This is a genomic window from Streptomyces sp. NPDC127117 (assembly GCF_042677325.1).
Taxonomy (GTDB): Bacteria; Actinomycetota; Actinomycetes; order Streptomycetales; family Streptomycetaceae; genus Streptomyces.
Genome location: NZ_JBHXTM010000020.1, coordinates 133,362 through 149,827 on the forward strand (window position 1 = coordinate 133,362; position 16,466 = coordinate 149,827).

The 16,466-nt window shown below is 70.2% G+C and carries 17 protein-coding genes; 13 read left to right on the forward strand and 4 right to left on the reverse strand.

Going from position 1 to position 16,466, the window contains the following annotated elements; genetic code table 11:
* Positions 1-188 precede the first annotated feature (188 nt).
* Together ACFVH0_RS19595 and ACFVH0_RS19600 are read right to left on the reverse strand one after the other, a co-directional pair.
* A complete protein-coding gene (locus ACFVH0_RS19595) occupies positions 189-1,511 on the reverse strand; it encodes a D-arabinono-1,4-lactone oxidase (RefSeq protein ID WP_385821751.1) in 1,323 nt (440 codons plus the stop codon).
* A complete protein-coding gene (locus ACFVH0_RS19600) occupies positions 1,468-2,715 on the reverse strand; it encodes an MFS transporter (RefSeq protein WP_385821753.1) in 1,248 nt (415 codons plus the stop codon). The genes ACFVH0_RS19595 and ACFVH0_RS19600 overlap by 44 nt, the downstream gene beginning before the upstream one ends.
* A gap of 153 nt (positions 2,716-2,868) precedes the next feature.
* Here ACFVH0_RS19600 and ACFVH0_RS19605 point away from each other — a divergent pair, with 153 nt between their 5' ends.
* The gene (locus tag ACFVH0_RS19605) at positions 2,869-3,996 is read left to right on the forward strand and encodes a ferrochelatase (protein WP_385821755.1); all 1,128 of its coding nucleotides are present in this window, start codon (positions 2,869-2,871) and stop codon (positions 3,994-3,996) included.
* Positions 3,997-4,032: 36 nt separating this feature from the next.
* On the forward strand, positions 4,033-4,851 hold the full coding sequence (locus tag ACFVH0_RS19610; protein ID WP_385821757.1) for an inositol monophosphatase family protein: 819 nt from the start codon (positions 4,033-4,035) through the stop codon (positions 4,849-4,851).
* Positions 4,852-4,933: 82 nt separating this feature from the next.
* On the opposite strand, the gene ACFVH0_RS19615 is transcribed toward ACFVH0_RS19610, so the two are convergent.
* A complete protein-coding gene (locus tag ACFVH0_RS19615) occupies positions 4,934-5,107 on the reverse strand; it encodes a hypothetical protein (protein WP_164495334.1) in 174 nt (57 codons plus the stop codon).
* A 372-nt stretch (positions 5,108-5,479) separates the two neighbouring features.
* On the opposite strand from ACFVH0_RS19615, the gene ACFVH0_RS19620 reads away from it, so the two are divergent.
* The 4 genes from ACFVH0_RS19620 to ACFVH0_RS19635 all read left to right on the forward strand — a co-directional run bounded on the left by ACFVH0_RS19620 (position 5,480) and on the right by ACFVH0_RS19635 (position 9,038).
* Complete coding sequence (locus ACFVH0_RS19620; RefSeq protein ID WP_072485872.1) at positions 5,480-6,133, forward strand: response regulator transcription factor; 654 nt, start codon at positions 5,480-5,482, stop codon at positions 6,131-6,133.
* Between the two features lie 5 nt (positions 6,134-6,138).
* Positions 6,139-7,368, forward strand: coding sequence for a sensor histidine kinase (locus tag ACFVH0_RS19625; protein WP_385821759.1), 1,230 nt, complete (start codon positions 6,139-6,141; stop codon positions 7,366-7,368).
* A gap of 404 nt (positions 7,369-7,772) precedes the next feature.
* Positions 7,773-8,069, forward strand: a complete 297-nt coding sequence (locus ACFVH0_RS19630; RefSeq protein ID WP_003965732.1) for a DUF4193 domain-containing protein — start codon at positions 7,773-7,775, stop codon at positions 8,067-8,069.
* Between the two features lie 12 nt (positions 8,070-8,081).
* Positions 8,082-9,038, forward strand: a complete 957-nt coding sequence (locus tag ACFVH0_RS19635; protein ID WP_385821761.1) for a hypothetical protein — start codon at positions 8,082-8,084, stop codon at positions 9,036-9,038.
* A 55-nt stretch (positions 9,039-9,093) separates the two neighbouring features.
* Here ACFVH0_RS19635 and ACFVH0_RS19640 read toward each other — a convergent pair whose 3' ends face one another.
* Positions 9,094-9,549: a DUF3093 domain-containing protein gene (locus ACFVH0_RS19640; protein WP_124720998.1), complete on the reverse strand. Its 456-nt coding sequence runs from the start codon at positions 9,547-9,549 to the stop codon at positions 9,094-9,096.
* Positions 9,550-9,607: 58 nt separating this feature from the next.
* Here ACFVH0_RS19640 and ACFVH0_RS19645 point away from each other — a divergent pair, with 58 nt between their 5' ends.
* The 7 genes from ACFVH0_RS19645 (at position 9,608) to ACFVH0_RS19675 (ending at position 16,419) form a co-directional block, all read left to right on the forward strand.
* Positions 9,608-10,192 (forward strand): PaaI family thioesterase, encoded by a 585-nt coding sequence (locus ACFVH0_RS19645; RefSeq protein ID WP_385821763.1) that lies wholly within the window; start codon positions 9,608-9,610, stop codon positions 10,190-10,192.
* Positions 10,192-10,725 carry a dUTP diphosphatase gene (gene dut, locus ACFVH0_RS19650; RefSeq protein WP_385821765.1) on the forward strand — a complete coding sequence of 178 codons (534 nt, stop codon included), beginning with the start codon at positions 10,192-10,194 and terminating at the stop codon, positions 10,723-10,725. The genes ACFVH0_RS19645 and dut overlap by 1 nt, the downstream gene beginning before the upstream one ends.
* Position 10,726: 1 nt before the next feature.
* Positions 10,727-11,500 (forward strand): DUF3710 domain-containing protein, encoded by a 774-nt coding sequence (locus ACFVH0_RS19655; protein ID WP_385821767.1) that lies wholly within the window; start codon positions 10,727-10,729, stop codon positions 11,498-11,500.
* Between the two features lie 348 nt (positions 11,501-11,848).
* On the forward strand, positions 11,849-11,938 hold the full coding sequence (kdpF, locus tag ACFVH0_RS19660) for a K(+)-transporting ATPase subunit F (protein WP_037701211.1): 90 nt from the start codon (positions 11,849-11,851) through the stop codon (positions 11,936-11,938).
* Between the two features lie 7 nt (positions 11,939-11,945).
* On the forward strand, positions 11,946-13,610 hold the full coding sequence (gene kdpA, locus ACFVH0_RS19665; protein WP_385821769.1) for a potassium-transporting ATPase subunit KdpA: 1,665 nt from the start codon (positions 11,946-11,948) through the stop codon (positions 13,608-13,610).
* Positions 13,607-15,733, forward strand: coding sequence for a potassium-transporting ATPase subunit KdpB (kdpB, locus tag ACFVH0_RS19670; protein ID WP_385821771.1), 2,127 nt, complete (start codon positions 13,607-13,609; stop codon positions 15,731-15,733). Before kdpA ends, kdpB begins: the two co-directional genes overlap by 4 nt.
* Before the next feature lie 23 nt (positions 15,734-15,756).
* Complete coding sequence (locus ACFVH0_RS19675; RefSeq protein ID WP_385821773.1) at positions 15,757-16,419, forward strand: potassium-transporting ATPase subunit C; 663 nt, start codon at positions 15,757-15,759, stop codon at positions 16,417-16,419.
* The last annotated feature ends 47 nt before the right edge of the window (positions 16,420-16,466 follow it).

Below are 16,466 nucleotides of genomic sequence, written 5' to 3' on the forward strand. Positions count from 1 at the left end.
CCTCCCGGCCCCCCCCCAAATTCTTGTGTGTGCACCCCATCCAGCGCCCGATGTCTTACGGGCCCCCCCCCGGGGCGGCCCGCCGGGGGGCCCCCCCGCCGCCCCCCCCCCCGTACCGTCCCGACCGCCCCCGCGTGCCCCGGACATGTACGACCGGGACTCGCGGGGCCGTCGTGTGCCCGGCGGACCTACTCGCCCAGGACCCGGCGCAGGTAGTCGTTGCCGAAGAGCCGGTCCGGGTCGAGCCGGTCGCGCACGGCGGTGAACTCGCCGAACCGCGGGTAGACCCCGGCCAGGTACTCGGCGTCACGGGTGTTGACCTTGCCCCAGTGCGGGCGGCCGTCATGGGCGGTCATGATCCGCTCGACCGCCGTGAAGTACGCCTGGTAGGGCGTGCCCTTGTAGAGATGGACGGCGATGTACGCGCTCTCGCGGCCCGAGGCCGTGGAGAGCGCGATGTCGTCCGCGGGGGCGGTACGGACCTCCACCGGGAAGCTGATCCGCAGCGGCGAACGCTCGACCATCGCCCTCACCTCGCGCAGCGCCTCCACGGCGGCCTCGCGCGGCAGCGCGTACTCCATCTCCACGAAGCGGACCCGGCGCGGGCTGGTGAAGACCTTGTACGGGATGTCGGTGTACGTACGGGCCGACAGGGCGCGGCTGGAGAGCTTGGCGATCGAGGGAATGGTGGCGGGCACCGCCCGGCCGAGCGAACAGGCCACCTGGAAGATCCCGTTGGAGAGGAGCTCGTCCTCGATCCAGCCGCTGACCTTTCCGGGCGGGGCGGCGGGACCCGCGCTGCGGTTGTTGCGCTTGGTGTTGCAGTTACCGGTGTGCGGGAACCAGTAGAACTCGAAGTGCTCGTTCTCGGCGACCAGCTCGTCGAAGTCGCCCAGGACCCGGTCGAAGGCCATCGGCTCCTCACGGGCCGTCAGCAGGAAGACCGGCTCCACGGCGAAGGTGATCGCCGTGATGACACCCAGTGCGCCGAGCCCGATCCGGGCGACGGCGAAGACGTCGGCGTTCTCCTTCTCCGAACAGGTCAGCACCGTGCCGTCGGCGGTGACCAGTTCGAGGGCGCGGATCTGCGCGGATATGGACGCCGAGTCCCGGCCGGTGCCGTGGGTACCGGTCGAGGTGGCGCCCGCGACCGTCTGCTCCATGATGTCGCCCATGTTGGTGAGCGAGAGGCCCTCGCGGGCCAGGGCGGTGTTCAGCCGCTTCAGCGGGGTGCCGGCCTCGACGGTCACCGTCATCGCCTCGCGGTCGATGTTCCGGATGCCGGTGAGCAGGTCCGGGCGGATCAGCACGCCGTCGGTGGCCGCCGTCGCGGTGAAGGAGTGCCCGGTGCCGACCGGCTTCACCCGCAGACCGTCCTCGGACGCCCGGCGCAGCACCTCGGCGAGCTCCGGTACGGAGGCCGGGGACACGGCCCGTACCGGGCGGGCGCTGACATTCCCCGCCCAGTTACGCCACGCGTTCGTCGTCGTCCGTGCGTCGGTGTCGGTCATCTTCCGCGCGCCCTTCCGTAAGGACCGGCCCGCTGAGCCGGCGATACCCCAGGAACGCCACCGCGGCCGCGAGCGCTCCCGCCGCGACGGGCACCGCGTACCCCGCCTCCGCTCCCGACGCGTCGACCACCCAGCCGGCGGCCGAGGAGCCGAGCGCCACTCCGACGGCGAGCCCGGTGCTGGTCCAGGTCATGCCTTCGGTCAGTTCGGTGCGCGGTACGTGCTGCTCGACGAGGGCCATGGTGGTGACCATCGTCGGTGCGATGGCGAGACCCGCGACAAAGAGCGCCACGGCCAGGAACGGCAGGTTCCCGGCCAGTTGGAGGGGGATCATACTCACGGCCATCGCGCACACGCCCACCAGCCACCTGGTGGACGCCTTCCGCTTCAGGTGGAGCAGGCCGAAGACCGCTCCGGCCAGGCAGGATCCCAGCGCGTACACGGCCAGTACGAGGCTCGCCGCGGCCTTGTGGCCCCGCTCCTCGGCGAAGGCCACCGTCACCACGTCGACCGACCCGAAGATCGCACCGGTGGCCACGAACGTCACCACGAGCACCTGGAGTCCCCGGGAGCGCAGCGCGGAGCCGCCGGTGTGCTGCCGGCGCGGATGCGGAACCGGCTCGGTGGACCGCTGCGCGGTCAGCCAGGCCACGCCGACCAGCAGGAACCCTGCCGCCAGGAGCGGCCCGGCCTCCGGGAACCAGGCGGTGGACAGACCGATCGAGATGATCGGCCCGAAGATGAAGCACACCTCGTCGACGATCGACTCCCACGAGTACGCGGTGTGCAGCTGCCGGGGCGAACCGCGGTAGATCTCCGCCCAGCGGGCCCGGATCATCGAACCCACGCTGGGCACGCAGCCGGCGCCCGCCGCGAAGACGAACAGCGTCCAGTCGGCCAGCCGCTGCTGCGCGCAGATCAGCAGCCCGGCCACCGCCGCCAGCGCGACCAGGGTGGCGGGGCGCAGAACCCGGCGCTGACCGTGCCGGTCGACGAGCCGGGAGATCAGCGGCCCTATCACCGCCGCCGACATCGCCAGCGTCGCGGAGAGCGCGCCGGCCAGCCCGTAACGGCCGGTGAGCTGGGAAATCATGGTCACCACGCCGATGCCCATCATGGACAGCGGCATCCGGCCGAGGAATCCGGCCGCCGAGAACCCCTTGGTGCCGGGGACAGCGAAAATCGCGCGGTAGGGACTGGGCAAGGAAGGCTCCGGAACAGCGTGATCGCACGCGCCTGTAATACGTGAACGTAACCGATACAGCTTACGGTCGGAGCGATCGGCCCGACAGAGGGGTGGGCCACGGAGCCGATGTCGGTGGGAGGGCCGTCCGAGGCGGGTGGCAGGATCGGTGTCATGTCCGATCTGCGCGACCCCGCTCCCTACGACGCCCTGCTGCTGCTCTCCTTCGGAGGCCCCGAAGGCCCGGACGACGTGGTCCCGTTCCTGGCGAACGTGACCCGCGGCCGGGGCATCCCCGAGGAGCGGCTGAAGGAGGTCGGCAAGCACTACTTCCTGTTCGGCGGGGTGAGCCCGATCAACGCCCAGAACAGGGCCCTGCTGGACGCCCTGCGCAAGGACTTCGCGGAGCACGGGCTGGACCTGCCGGTGTACTGGGGCAACCGCAACTGGGCGCCGTACCTCACCGACACCCTGCGCGAGATGGCCGAGGCCGGGCACCGCCGCATCGCCGTCCTCGCCACCAGCGCCTACGCCTCCTACTCCGGCTGCCGGCAGTACCGCGAGAACCTCGCCGACTCACTGGCCGTCCTGGAGGCGGAGGGGCTGCCGGTACCCCGGGTGGACAAGCTTCGGCACTACTTCAACCACCCCGGATTCGTGGCCCCCATGGTGGACGGCGTCCTCGCCTCCCTCGCCGACCTCCCCGAGGACGTACGGGCCGGGGCGCACCTCGCCTTCACCACGCACTCCATCCCCACCTCGGCCGCCGACACCTCCGGCCCCGTGGAGGCGCACGGCGACGGCGGCGCCTATGTCGCCGAGCACCTCGACGTCGCCCGGCTGATCGTCGACGCGGTGCGCGAGGAGACCGGCGTCGAGTACCCCTGGCAGCTCGTCTACCAGTCGCGCAGCGGCGCCCCGCACATCCCCTGGCTGGAGCCCGACATCTGCGACCACCTGGAGGCGCTGCACGCCGACGGAGTGCCCGCCGTGGTGATGGCCCCCATCGGCTTCGTCTCGGACCACATGGAGGTTCTGTACGACCTCGACACGGAGGCCACCGCGAAGGCCGCCGAGCTGGGGCTGCCGGTGCGCCGGTCGGCCACGGTGGGGGCCGACCCGAGGTTCGCCGCGGCCGTGCGCGATCTGGTGCTGGAGCGCGCCGCCACCGAGCGGGGACAGGGCGGCCGGCGGTGCGCGCTGGGCGCCCTCGGTCCCGGCCACGACCTCTGCCCGGTCGGCTGCTGCCCGGCCCGGTCCCTGAAGCCCGCCGCCGCGGGCGCCGACAGCCCGTACGCGTAAGAGCCCCGCCGTACGCCCACGAACCCCTGGAGAGCCGTGACCGACCCGAACCTGTCCGAACTGCTCGCCCTCGCCCTGGAGGCCGCCTCACGCGCCGGTGCGCTGCTCCGTGACGGCCGCCCGGCCGATCTGGGGGTGGCCGCGACCAAGTCCAGCCCGATCGACGTCGTCACCGAGATGGACATCGCCGCCGAGAAGCTGATCACCGGCTTCCTGAGCGAGCGCCGCCCGCAGGACGGCTTCCTCGGCGAGGAGGGGTCCAGCGCCGAGGGCAGCAGCGGTGTCCGCTGGGTCATCGACCCGCTCGACGGCACCGTGAACTACCTGTACGGGCTGCCCACCTGGGCCGTGTCCATCGCCGCCGAACGGGACGGTGTGCGGGTCGTGGGCGTCGTGGAGGCCCCGATGCGCCGCGAGACCTACCGGGCGGTGCTCGGCGGCGGTGCGTACGCCGAGGGCGGCGCCTACGGCGACGGCGCGGCGCTGCGCTGCCGGCCCGCGCCGCCGCTCGACCAGGCGCTCGTCTCGACCGGCTTCAACTACGTGAGTGACGTCCGTGCGCACCAGGCGGACGTGGCCCAGAAGCTGATCCCGCGGCTCCGTGACATCCGCCGCAGCGGCTCCGCCGCCGTGGACCTCTGCGATGTGGCCGCGGGCCGCCTCGACGGCTACTACGAGCGAGGGCTCCACCCCTGGGACCTGGCGGCCGGCGACCTCATCGCCCGCGAGGCGGGCGCGCACACCGGCGGGCGGCCCGGACTGCCCGCCGACGGTGATCTGACGGTCGCCGCGACGCCGGGCGTCTTCGAGCCGCTCCAGGCCCTCCTGGAGGAATTCGGCGCCTGGCACGACTGAAGCTACCGACCGGGCCGTCCCGGCACGCGAGAAGGGCCCCCGGCGCCGGTGACGGCATCGGGGGCCCTTCTCGCCGATGTGCTCAGACGCTGGTGGCGCCGATTTCGACGCCGTGCTCGGCGGCGAGGCGGTGAAGGTCGTCCAGCTCGCTCTGCTCGACATCCGCGAGGAAGTCGTCGCCAGTCTCCCGAGCTCTCGTGAGGTCGTACTCGGTGGTCTTGATCCGCTGCAGCAGACCTGCGGTGAAAGCGTCCATAATGCGCCCCCTCATCGTGGGTCGGTGGCACGGGGGTGTGCCCGGGGTTTCCCTCCGCACGGAGGCGGTAGGGCGGGTGATCACGCGCTCTCCGGGGACGGAGTGGCCTGTGGCACGCCACATTCAAGGCGTGATCTCGGGTGTGACTGCGTCCTCCCCGGGGTGGAACCCGGGGAAACCTCAACTGGCCCGAAAATCCGGTGAATTCCACCGAGCCCCATTTCGCGGGGCGCCGTCTTACCGCCGGTTTATGCGCGTTGCGGGCAGGATGGAGCCGCACAGACCTGTGCCGACGGATGTCCGGATCACGGACCGTGGGCACTTTCGAACGTTCTGAAGTTTCTCCGTAGGTTTCTAAGGAAGGACAGCGCCGTGCGCGTACTCGTCGTGGAGGACGAGCAACTGCTCGCCGATGCGGTGGCCACCGGATTGCGCCGGGAGGCCATGGCCGTCGATGTCGTGTACGACGGTGCGGCGGCCCTGGAGCGCATCGAGGTCAACGACTACGACGTCGTGGTGCTGGACCGGGACCTCCCCCTGGTCCACGGCGACGACGTCTGCCGGCGGATCGTGGAGCTGGGCATGCCCACCCGGGTGCTGATGCTCACCGCGTCCGGCGACGTCAGCGACCGTGTCGAGGGCCTGGAGCTGGGTGCCGACGACTATCTGCCCAAGCCGTTCGCCTTCAGCGAGCTGACCGCACGGGTGCGGGCGCTCGGCCGGCGCACGACGGTGGCCCTGCCGCCCGTCCTGGAGCGGGCCGGGATCAAGCTCGACCCCAACCGGCGCGAGGTCTTCCGGGGCGAGACGGAGGTCCAGCTCGCACCGAAGGAGTTCGCCGTGCTGGAGGTCCTGATGCGCAGCGAGGGCGCGGTCGTCTCGGCCGAGCAGCTGCTGGAGAAGGCCTGGGACGAGAACACCGACCCGTTCACCAACGTCGTCCGGGTGACGGTCATGACGCTGCGCCGGAAACTCGGCGAGCCGCCGGTGATCGTCACCGTGCCCGGTTCCGGTTACCGGATCTGACGGCCGTGCCCACCGCCCCCGCGCCGCCGACGGCGCCTCCGAAGCCCACCTGGGAGCCCAAACAGCAGGAGCCCCCCTACTGGCTGCGCCCGACCATCCGGATACGGCTCACGCTGCTCTACGGCGGCATGTTCCTGATCGCGGGCATCCTGCTGCTGTCGATCATCTACATGCTGGCCGCGCAGGCCCTGCACGTGGGCAGCGAGCTGCCGTTCAAGATCGTCAACGGGCAGGTCACCAGCGATGTCTGCAATCTTCCCGAGAAGGCATCGCCGGACTCCTTCAACGCGGCGATGAACTCCTGCGTCAACCATCAGCGGCAGCAGGCGCTCGACACGCTGCTGAACCGCTCGCTGCTGGCCCTGGTGGGGCTGAGCGTCATCGCCTTCGCCTTCGGTTACGCGATGGCCGGACGCGTGCTCTCGCCGCTGGGACGGATCACCCGCACCGCCCGCCGGGTGGCCGGAACCGATCTGTCCCGCCGGATCGAGCTGGACGGCCCGGACGACGAGCTGAAGGAGCTCGCCGACACCTTCGACGAGATGCTCGACCGCCTGGAGCGGGCCTTCACCGCCCAGCAGCGGTTCGTCGGCAACGCCTCGCACGAGCTGCGCACCCCGCTCGCGATCAACCGGACGCTGCTGGAGGTCCACCTGTCCGACCCCCAGGCCCCGCCGGAGCTGAAACAGCTCGGCAAGACCCTGCTGGCCACCAACGAGCGCAGTGAGCAGCTGGTCGAGGGCCTGCTGCTGCTGGCCCGCAGCGACAACCAGATCGTCGAGCGCAAGCCGGTCGACCTCGCGGAGGTGGCCTCGCGTGCGATCGACCAGACGCGCGGCGAGGCCGAGGAGCGCGGTGTGGAGATCCGTGGCGAGCGGGCCCCCGCCGTCGTCCAGGGCAACGGGGTCCTGCTGGAGCGGATCGCGCTGAACCTCGTGCAGAACGCCGTGCGCTACAACGTCCCCGAGGAGGGCTGGGTGGAGGTCACCACCGAGCTCCGGGGCGGCCAGGCCCTGCTGGTCGTCTCGAACACCGGCCCGGTGGTGCCGGCGTACGAGATCGACAACCTCTTCGAGCCCTTCAGACGGCTGCGTACGGAGCGAACGGGCAGCGACAAGGGGGTCGGGCTCGGCCTGTCGATCGCGCGCTCCGTGGCGCGCGCTCACGGTGGCCGTATCATCGCGGAGCCCCGTGAAGGCGGTGGTCTTGTGATGCGCGTCTCACTGCCCGTCTGAGAGGCCGGGCCGAGCGATCCGGGCACGAATTCATTTGTTCGCTTTGAGCGGAATTTTCGGGACCTGCACCCGGAACGTCCGTGTGTGATCGATCACAGGAGCGAATTTCTTGCCGTCAACGCTCCGCGATCAGGGACTCCACCGGAAAACCCGCAAAAGTCGGGGTTTTCGCGGCCCGATATCACGGGAAGTACACGGGGTGGCGCCCGTGAAGAGCGACACCGGGACCGTGTACGGTCCCCATCGCCACCCAAGCCGGCCACTCCCGAGCGGCCCTTTTGGGTGTCGATTGAGTAACAGACCTTGATGTGAGGCAAAATCTCCGCCTCGGGTCGGGCACAAGTCCGGCCTCTCACGCGTTACGTGCGCTGAGACACCGCAGACACCCAGAGGGGGAGAGCGACATGGCAACGGATTACGACACCCCACGCAAGACCGATGACGACGTCGACCAGGACAGCCTCGAAGAACTCAAGGCTCGCCGGAGCGACAAGACGGCGTCCGCCGTCGACGTCGACGAATTCGACGCGGCCGAAGGACTGGAGCTGCCCGGCGCAGACCTGTCCAACGAGGAACTGGCCGTCAGGGTCCTGCCCAAGCAGGCCGACGAGTTCACGTGCATGAGCTGCTTCCTCGTGCACCACAGGAGCCAGCTGGCGCGCGAGAAGAACGGCCAGCCGATCTGCCGCGACTGCGACTAGGTCGCACCGACCGTGGCAGGCGACACACCGTTCCGGAAGCGGCGCTTGCGGCGCAAGAGGTCGTCGGAGGCGTATCAGGGCGGCACAGGCCCGGCAGAAGGCGCGACAGCGCCTGCCGAGCGGTCCGCCCTGCCACCCTCCCCGGGCGAGCGGGACGACGAGCGGGGCCGGTCGGCCTCGCTCGAAGAAGTGATCGCAGCGATCGAGGAAGTCGACGCGGCCTATGGGGCCGGACAGGTCGACAGGACGGAGCCCGTGACCGGGGCAGGCCGTCTGAGTTCAGTGAAACGGGGCGTACGCAAGGGCGGGGAGAGCGCCAAGGCAGCGATCGGTCATGTCGCCGACCTGATCATCGAGAACGCTCCCCGCGTCCCTGTGCGCGATCTCGCCACCCTGCGCAAGCAGTTCCCCGGGCTCGGCCCGGAGGAGCTCGCCGACAAGCTCATCGCAGGCGCGAGCAAGGGCACCGCCACCGTCGGCGCCGGAATCGGCGCGGCGGCGATGCTGCCCGTACCGCCCGTCATGCTCGCCGAGCTGGCGACGGAGATCACCGGTGTGGCCGCGATCGAGATGAAGCTCGTCGCCGAGCTGCACGAGGTCTACGGACTGCGCCCGCCGGGCGGGCTCGGCCAGCGCTCCGCCGCCTACCTCACGTCCTGGACGGAGGAGCGCGGAATCGACGTCGCCCACCCCACGACGGTGAACGCGGCGCTGGGCGGCCAGATGAAGCGCGAGCTGCGCCAGCAGATCATGAAGCGCATGGTGCGCGATCTGCCGAACCTGGTCCCGTTCATGGTCGGCGCCGCCGTCGGCGCGGTGATGAACCGGCGCGACACCAGAAAGCTTGCCGAACGGGTCAGGAAGGACCTGCGCAAACGCCAGATCCCCTGGGACCGGCTCCCCGAGCTGCCGCCGCTGGAGCGGCAGGTGGGCCCGCGCAAGGCCGTACCGGGCGAGCTGGAGCCTTAAGGCCTGTGAACGGCCCTGACGGCCCGCGAAGGGGCCGGGCCGGGCCTGGTCCCGGTCAGGCGCGTACGGCCGTGAGGGCCGCCACCAGGGCCTGCGGCTCGCGGGTCGAGAGATAGACGTACGGGGTCGGGTCCTGCGGGTCGGTGACCTCCACCCGGACCGCCGTCGGGATGTAGCTGCGCAGCAGCATGAACGCACGGGTGTCCGCCTTGTACGAGCGCCACGCACGCGCCTCCTCCCCGTCCAGCACCTCGGCCTCACCGAGCGCCGTCACGGGGATCCGCGCGTCACCGGCGACCAGGGCGCCCGCCACGACCCGGATCCTGGCCGAGCCGTAGGAGCTCACCGCGACCGCCGACAGGGCCGTGCCGCCCACCAGGCCGGCCAGCAGCGGCAGGGTGCCGAGCGGCAGCAGCATCAGCGCGCAGGCGATGCCGACCAGGAAGGCGATGAGCCACCACGAACGGGGTGCGGTCAGTCGTTCGTCGAAAGGCGGGGTGGAAGGCTGCATGTGCCCAAGCTTGGCACGGCGCGACCCGCGGGTAGCCGCGCGGGTAAGGTCTGCGCCTGTGAGTGGAACATCTGCGGCTCTGAAGCCCCCGGCCGACGCGGTGAAACCGGTCCGGCACCCCGAAGCCCCGGCCCCCGGCGAACTCCTCGGCGCGCACTACGAACACTGTTTCGGCTGCGGCGACGGACAGCAGCACGGGCTGCACCTCCAGGCGCGGGCCGGCGACGGCGTCAGCGTCACCGCCGAGTTCACCGTGAAGGCCGCCCACCAGGGCGCCCCGGGGCTGGCGCACGGCGGCATTCTGACCACCGCGCTGGACGAGACGCTCGGCTCGCTGAACTGGCTCCTGCGGGTGATCGCCGTGACCGGGCGGCTGGAGACCGACTTCGTGCGGCCGGTGCCGGTGGACACCGTGCTCCACCTCGACGCCGAGATCACCGCGGTGCACGGCCGGAAGATCTACTCCCGGGCGACCGGCCGGATCGGCGGCCCGGACGGGCCCGTGGCGGTCCGGGCCGAGGCCCTCTTCATCGAGGTCAAGGTCGACCACTTCATCGAGAACGGCCGCCCGGCCGAGATCGAGGCGGCGATGGCCGACCCGGACCAGGTCAGGCGTGCCCGTGCCTTCGAGGTGAACCCCTGATGCGCCGGCCCGTGGACGTACTCATCCGCCGGGTCGACCCGGACGTGCCGATTCCGGCCTATGGGCACCCGGGCGACGCCGGGGCGGACCTGGTGACCACCGAGGCCGTGGAACTCGCCCCCGGCGAGCGGGCGGTGCTGCCCACCGGCGTGTCGATCGCGCTGCCCGACGGGTACGCCGCGTTCGTGCACCCGCGCTCCGGCCTCGCCGCACGCTGCGGGGTCGCCCTGGTGAATGCCCCGGGGACGGTTGATGCCGGGTACCGTGGAGAGATCAAGGTGATCGTCATCAACCTCGACCCGCGAGAGCCCGTGCGGTTCGAGCGGTTCGACCGGATTGCCCAACTGGTCGTCCAGCAGGTCGAGAAGGTGCGCTTCCACGAGGTGGCGGAGCTGCCGGGCTCGGCCCGTGGCGAGGGAGGCTTCGGATCCACCGGAGGGCATGCCTCCGGTGATGTCGATGGCGTCAGGGGCGGGAACACCCAGGGCGGGAACAGCTACGCTTCGGTCGTACCCGACCGGGAAGGACAGTGACGTGTTCGGACGTCGCAAGAAGAGTGGTTCCGCCGAGGACGTGGCGGACGAAGCGCGCGAGGCCGAGCAGGTCGTCGACGAGCTCGATGACACCGACGGCGCCGACAGCGGCTCGCGTCGGGTGAACCTCCCGCCGGCACCGCGGCCGGACGGGCCGTGGGACGTCTCCGAGGTCTCCCAGCCCGGCGAGGGCCGGGTCGACCTGGGCGGCATCTTCGTGCCCGGCGTCGAGGGGATGGAGCTGCGCGTGGAGGTGGCCGGTGACGCGATCGTCGCCGCGACCGTGGTGCTGCGCGACAGCGCCGTCCAGCTCCAGGCCTTCGCCGCGCCCAAGAAGGAGGGCATCTGGGGCGAGGTCCGTGAGGAGATCGCCTCCGGCATCACCCAGCAGGGCGGGATCATCGACGAGGTCGAGGGCCCGCTGGGCTGGGAGCTGCGTGCCCAGGTCCCCGTACAGCTCCCGGACGGGACGAACGGCGTGCAGCTGGTGCGCTTCGTCGGCGTCGACGGGCCGCGCTGGTTCCTGCGCGGAGTGATCTCCGGCCAGGGTGCCGTGCAGCCGGAGGCCGCCGGGCTGCTGGAGACGATCTTCCGGGACACCGTGGTGGTCCGGGGCGAGGGCCCCATGGCGCCGCGCGACCCGATCGTTCTCAAGCTGCCCAACGATGCCCAGATGGTCCCCGAAGGGGTTCAGCAGGAGAGCCAGGAGGGCTCGAAGTTCTCCGGTGGCATGGGCCAGCTCCAGCGCGGACCCGAGATCACCGAGGTGCGCTGAGCGGGTCCGGGCAGCCGCCCGGCACAGCTTCGGCCGGTGGGCCGTATCCCCTTGCGAGGGGGTGCGGCCCACCGGTCTTTTTCCGCGTCCGGGGCGGTTTCCGGACAGCTCACGGAAGGCGCGCGTATAGGGCGCGTATGGGGCACGTAAGTGCGCCGTCAAGGGCTCGCCGTTCCCCGTAAGGAAGCCATCAACGCAGGCCGGGACGGCCGTGGCGAGATGTTTGCTCATGAGGTCCGAGAATCCGTACCTCATCTAGGAGCACACGATGGCCGATGTGGCCTTCGTCGTCACCACGATCGCGGTCTTCGCGCTGGTGGCTCTCGTCGCCAAGGGGGTGGCGAAGCTGTGACTGCCGAGAACATCGTCGGTCTGATAGTGGCCGTCGCCCTGCTGGGCTACCTCGTCCTCGCCCTTCTCTACCCGGAGAGGTTCTGAGCGCGATATGAGCCCCGTCCTCGCTGGTGTGCTCCAGGTCCTCGCGCTCGTGGTGGCGCTGGGACTGGCGTACCGTCCGCTCGGCGATCACATGGCCGGTGTCTACTCCTCGACCAAGCACCTCCGGGTCGAGAAGTGGATGTACAAGGCCGTGGGAGCCGACCCCGACACACAGATGCGCTGGCCCGCGTATCTGCGTGGGGTGCTCGCCTTCTCCGCGGTGAGCGTCCTCTTCCTCTATCTGCTGCAGCGGCTCCAGGGCTCGCTGCCCGGTTCGCTCGGCTTCGCCTCGATCGATCCCGACCAGGCGTTCAACACGGCGGCGTCGTTCGTCGCCAACACCAACTGGCAGTCGTACTACGGCGAACAGGCCATGGGCCACGTCGTGCAGACCGGCGGCCTCGCGGTGCAGAACTTCGTCTCGGCTGCCGTCGGCATGGCCGTCGCGGTGGCCCTCGTACGTGGCTTCTCCCGCTCCCGCACCGGAGAACTCGGCAACTTCTGGTCCGACCTGGTGCGCGGCACCGTGCGGATCCTGCTGCCGATAGCCGCGGTGGGCGCGCTGCTGCTGGTGGCCTGCGGCGCGATCCAGAACTTCGCCGGCATCCACGAGGTCGGCCAGTTCATGGGCGGTTCGCAGCAGTGGAACGGCGGCGCCGTGGCCTCCCAGGAGGCCATCAAGGAGCTGGGCACCAACGGTGGCGGCTACTTCAACGCCAACTCGTCCCACCCGTTCGAGAACCCCAACGGGCTGTCCAACCTCCTTGAGATCTTCCTGATCCTGGTCATCCCCTTCGCGCTGACGCGGACCTTCGGCCGGATGGTCGGCTCCCTCAAGCAGGGTTACGCGATCCTCGCGGCGATGGGCGTCATCTGGCTGGGCTTCACCACCCTGATGATGTGGACCGAATTCGCCCACCACGGTCCCGCGTTCGATGTCGCGGGCGGGGCGATGGAGGGCAAGGAGACCCGGTTCGGGATCGCCGGATCGTCGATCTTCGCGGTGGCCACGACCCTCACCTCCACCGGTGCGGTGAACTCCTTCCACTCCTCGTACACGGGCTTCGGCGGCGGGATCACCATGCTGGGCATGCAGCTCGGCGAGATCGCGCCCGGAGGCGTCGGCTCCGGCCTCTACGGGATGCTCGTCATGGCGATCATCGCGGTGTTCATCGCCGGGCTGATGGTGGGCCGCACGCCGGAGTACCTCGGCAAGAAGATCGGCACCCGTGAGATCAAGCTCGCGGCCTGCTACATCCTCGTCACCCCGGCCCTGGTGCTCTGCTTCACCGCCGCGGCGATGGCGCTGCCCACCCCGCCCCACTCGATGACCAACACCGGCGCGCACGGATTCTCCGAGATCCTCTACGCCTACACCTCGGGCGCGAACAACAACGGTTCGGCGTTCGCCGGGCTCAACGCGGACACCCAGTGGTTCAACACCACGATCGGTCTCGCGATGCTGATCGGCCGGTTCCTGCCGATGGTGTTCATCCTCGCGCTGGCCGGCTCGCTCGCCGAGCAGAAGCCCGTACCGGCGACCGTGGGAACCCTGGGCACGCACAAGCCGCTCTTCAGCACCCTGCTGGTCGGCACGATCCTGATCATCACCGGGCTGACCTACTTCCCGGCCCTCGCGCTGGGGCCCCTGGCCGAAGGGCTGGCGTCATGACCACTCGTACGGAGCAAGAGGACTCGATGTCCACTGTCACCCCCACCCGGGCACCGCACCAGGACGCGCCCACGGGTCACCAGAGCGAAGGGCGGGTCGGCGGGGGCCTGTTCGACCCCGCACAGCTGATCAGGTCCTTCCCCGATGCCGTACGCAAGCTCGACCCCCGGGTCATGGTCAAGTCCCCGGTGATGTTCGTGGTGCTGATCGGCTCGGTGTTCACCACCGTGCTGGCGTGCCTCGACCCGGGGGAGTGGTTCGGCTGGGCGATCGCCGCCTGGCTCTGGCTGACCACGATCTTCGCCAACCTGGCGGAGGCGGTCGCCGAGGGCCGCGGCAAGGCGCAGGCCGACACGTTGCGCAAGGCCAAGACCGACACCGTCGCCCGCAGGATCATCGGCTCGAACGAGGAGCGGGTGCCCGGCACCGAACTCCGCGTCGGCGACCTGGTGGTCTGCGAGGCCGGTGACATCATCCCCGGCGACGGAGACGTCGTCGAGGGCGTCGCGAGCGTCGACGAATCCGCGATCACCGGCGAGTCCGCGCCCGTCATCCGGGAGTCCGGCGGCGACCGGTCGGCCGTCACCGGAGGCACGAAGGTGCTCTCCGACCGGATCGTCGTCAAGATCACCACCAAGCCCGGCGAGACGTTCATCGACCGGATGATCGCCCTGGTCGAGGGCGCCGCCCGGCAGAAGACACCCAACGAGATCGCGCTGAACATCCTTCTCGCGTCCCTCACCATCGTCTTCCTGCTCGCCGTCGTCACGCTCCAGCCCTTCGCGATATACGCCGGGCAGAAGCAGTCGATGATCGTGCTGACCGCACTGCTGGTCTGCCTGATCCCGACGACGATCGGCGCGCTGCTCTCCGCCATCGGCATCGCCGGCATGGACCGCCTCGTACAGCGCAATGTCCTCGCCATGTCGGGGCGGGCCGTCGAGGCCGCCGGGGATGTCTCGACGCTGCTGCTCGACAAGACCGGCACCATCACGCTCGGCAACCGGCAGGCCGCCGAGTTCGTACCCGTCAAGGGCACCACCGAGGCCGAACTGGCCGACGCCGCCCAGCTCTCCTCGCTGGCCGACGAGACGCCGGAGGGCCGCTCGATCGTCGTGCTCGCCAAGGAGAAGTACGGGCTGCGCGAGCGCCACCAGGGCGAGCTGCGGCAGGCCGAGTGGGTCGCCTTCACCGCCCAGACCCGCATGTCCGGCGTCGATGTCGACGGGCGCAAGGTCCGCAAGGGGGCCACCGGCTCGGTCGTCGCCTGGGTCGAGGAGCGCGGCGGCACCGTCGCACCGGACGCGAAGGCGCTCACCGCCACGATCTCCGAAGCCGGCGGCACACCGCTGCTGGTGGCCCTGGAGGACGAGCGGGGGGCACGGGTCCTCGGTGTCATCCACCTCAAGGACGTCGTCAAGGAGGGCATGCGGGAGCGGTTCGACGAGCTGCGCCGGATGGGCATCCGTACGGTCATGATCACCGGCGACAACCCGCTGACCGCGAAGGCCATCGCCGAGGAGGCCGGCGTCGACGACTTCCTCGCCGAGGCCACGCCCGAGGACAAGATGGCCCTCATCAAGCGGGAACAGGCGGGCGGCAAGCTCGTCGCGATGACCGGCGACGGCACGAACGACGCCCCCGCGCTCGCCCAGGCGGACGTCGGGGTGGCCATGAACACCGGCACCTCGGCCGCCAAGGAGGCCGGGAACATGGTGGACCTGGACTCCAACCCCACGAAGCTGATCGAGATCGTCGAGATCGGCAAGCAGCTCCTCATCACCCGCGGTGCGCTGACGACGTTCTCCATCGCCAACGACGTCGCGAAGTACTTCGCGATCATCCCCGCGATGTTCGCGGTGGTCTACCCGGGCCTGGACAAGCTCAACATCATGCAGCTGTCCTCGCCCCAGTCCGCGATCCTGTCGGCGGTGGTCTTCAACGCGCTGATCATCGTCGCGCTGGTGCCGCTCGCCCTGAAGGGCGTGCGCTACCGGCCCAGCAGCGCCGACTCGATGCTCCGGCGCAACCTCGGGATCTACGGACTCGGCGGTCTGGTCGCCCCGTTCATCGGCATCAAGATCATCGACATGGTCATCTCCCTCGTACCCGGACTGAACTGAATCTAGGAATCGGCTGACCTGCCATGAACAACTCCGTAGGAAACACCGCCCGGCTGCTCTGGGCCGGGCTGCGTGCCCTGCTCGTCCTCACCGTCGTCTGCGGCGTGCTCTACCCGCTCGCCGTCACCGGCGTCGCCCAGGGCGTCTTCCCCCACCAGGCCAATGGCTCCGAGATATCCGCGAACGGCAAGGTGGTCGGCTCCGAACTCATCGGCCAGCGCTACGACCTGCCGCTGAAGAAGGGGCAGGAGACCGCGGCCCCGGACCTCAAGTGGTTCCAGCCGCGCCCCTCCAACGGCCTGGGCGCCAACAGCGTCAACACCCAGTACAAGCTGATCCTCTCCGGCGCGACCAACCGCTCCGGCGACAACAAGGAGCTGATCGACTGGGTGAGGACGGCCAAGGCCGCCGTGGTCAAGGACAACTCCGTCCCCGGCCACCCGGTCAGCCCCTCGGACGTGCCGGCCGACGCCGTCACCTCCTCCGGCTCCGGCCTCGACCCGGCCATCTCCCCGGAGTACGCACAGCTCCAGGTGCGCCGGGTGGCCGAGCGGAACCACCTCTCCGTCGGCCAGGTGGAGAAGCTCGTCGAACAGCACACGGACGGCCGGATCCTGGGCTTCGTGGGGGAGCCGAGGGTCAATGTCCTCCAGCTCAACATCGCCCTCGGGGAACTGGTGAAGTGAGGGCCGAGAAAGCCGCGTGGCGGGGCGCTCCCCACGCTCGCCGGCAG

Excerpts from the sequence above, each read along its gene's own strand:
- ACFVH0_RS19595 (WP_385821751.1), bottom strand. The coding sequence starts at position 1,511 with ATGACCGACACCGACGCACGGACGACGACGAACGCGTGGCGTAACTGG.
- ACFVH0_RS19605 (WP_385821755.1), top strand. The coding sequence starts at position 2,869 with ATGTCCGATCTGCGCGACCCCGCTCCCTACGACGCCCTGCTGCTGCTC.
- ACFVH0_RS19615 (WP_164495334.1), bottom strand. The coding sequence starts at position 5,107 with ATGGACGCTTTCACCGCAGGTCTGCTGCAGCGGATCAAGACCACCGAG.
- ACFVH0_RS19630 (WP_003965732.1), top strand. The coding sequence starts at position 7,773 with ATGGCAACGGATTACGACACCCCACGCAAGACCGATGACGACGTCGAC.
- ACFVH0_RS19640 (WP_124720998.1), bottom strand. The coding sequence starts at position 9,549 with ATGCAGCCTTCCACCCCGCCTTTCGACGAACGACTGACCGCACCCCGT.
- dut (WP_385821765.1), top strand. The coding sequence starts at position 10,192 with ATGCGCCGGCCCGTGGACGTACTCATCCGCCGGGTCGACCCGGACGTG.
- kdpA (WP_385821769.1), top strand. The coding sequence starts at position 11,946 with ATGAGCCCCGTCCTCGCTGGTGTGCTCCAGGTCCTCGCGCTCGTGGTG.
- kdpB (WP_385821771.1), top strand. The coding sequence starts at position 13,607 with ATGACCACTCGTACGGAGCAAGAGGACTCGATGTCCACTGTCACCCCC.
- ACFVH0_RS19675 (WP_385821773.1), top strand. The coding sequence starts at position 15,757 with ATGAACAACTCCGTAGGAAACACCGCCCGGCTGCTCTGGGCCGGGCTG.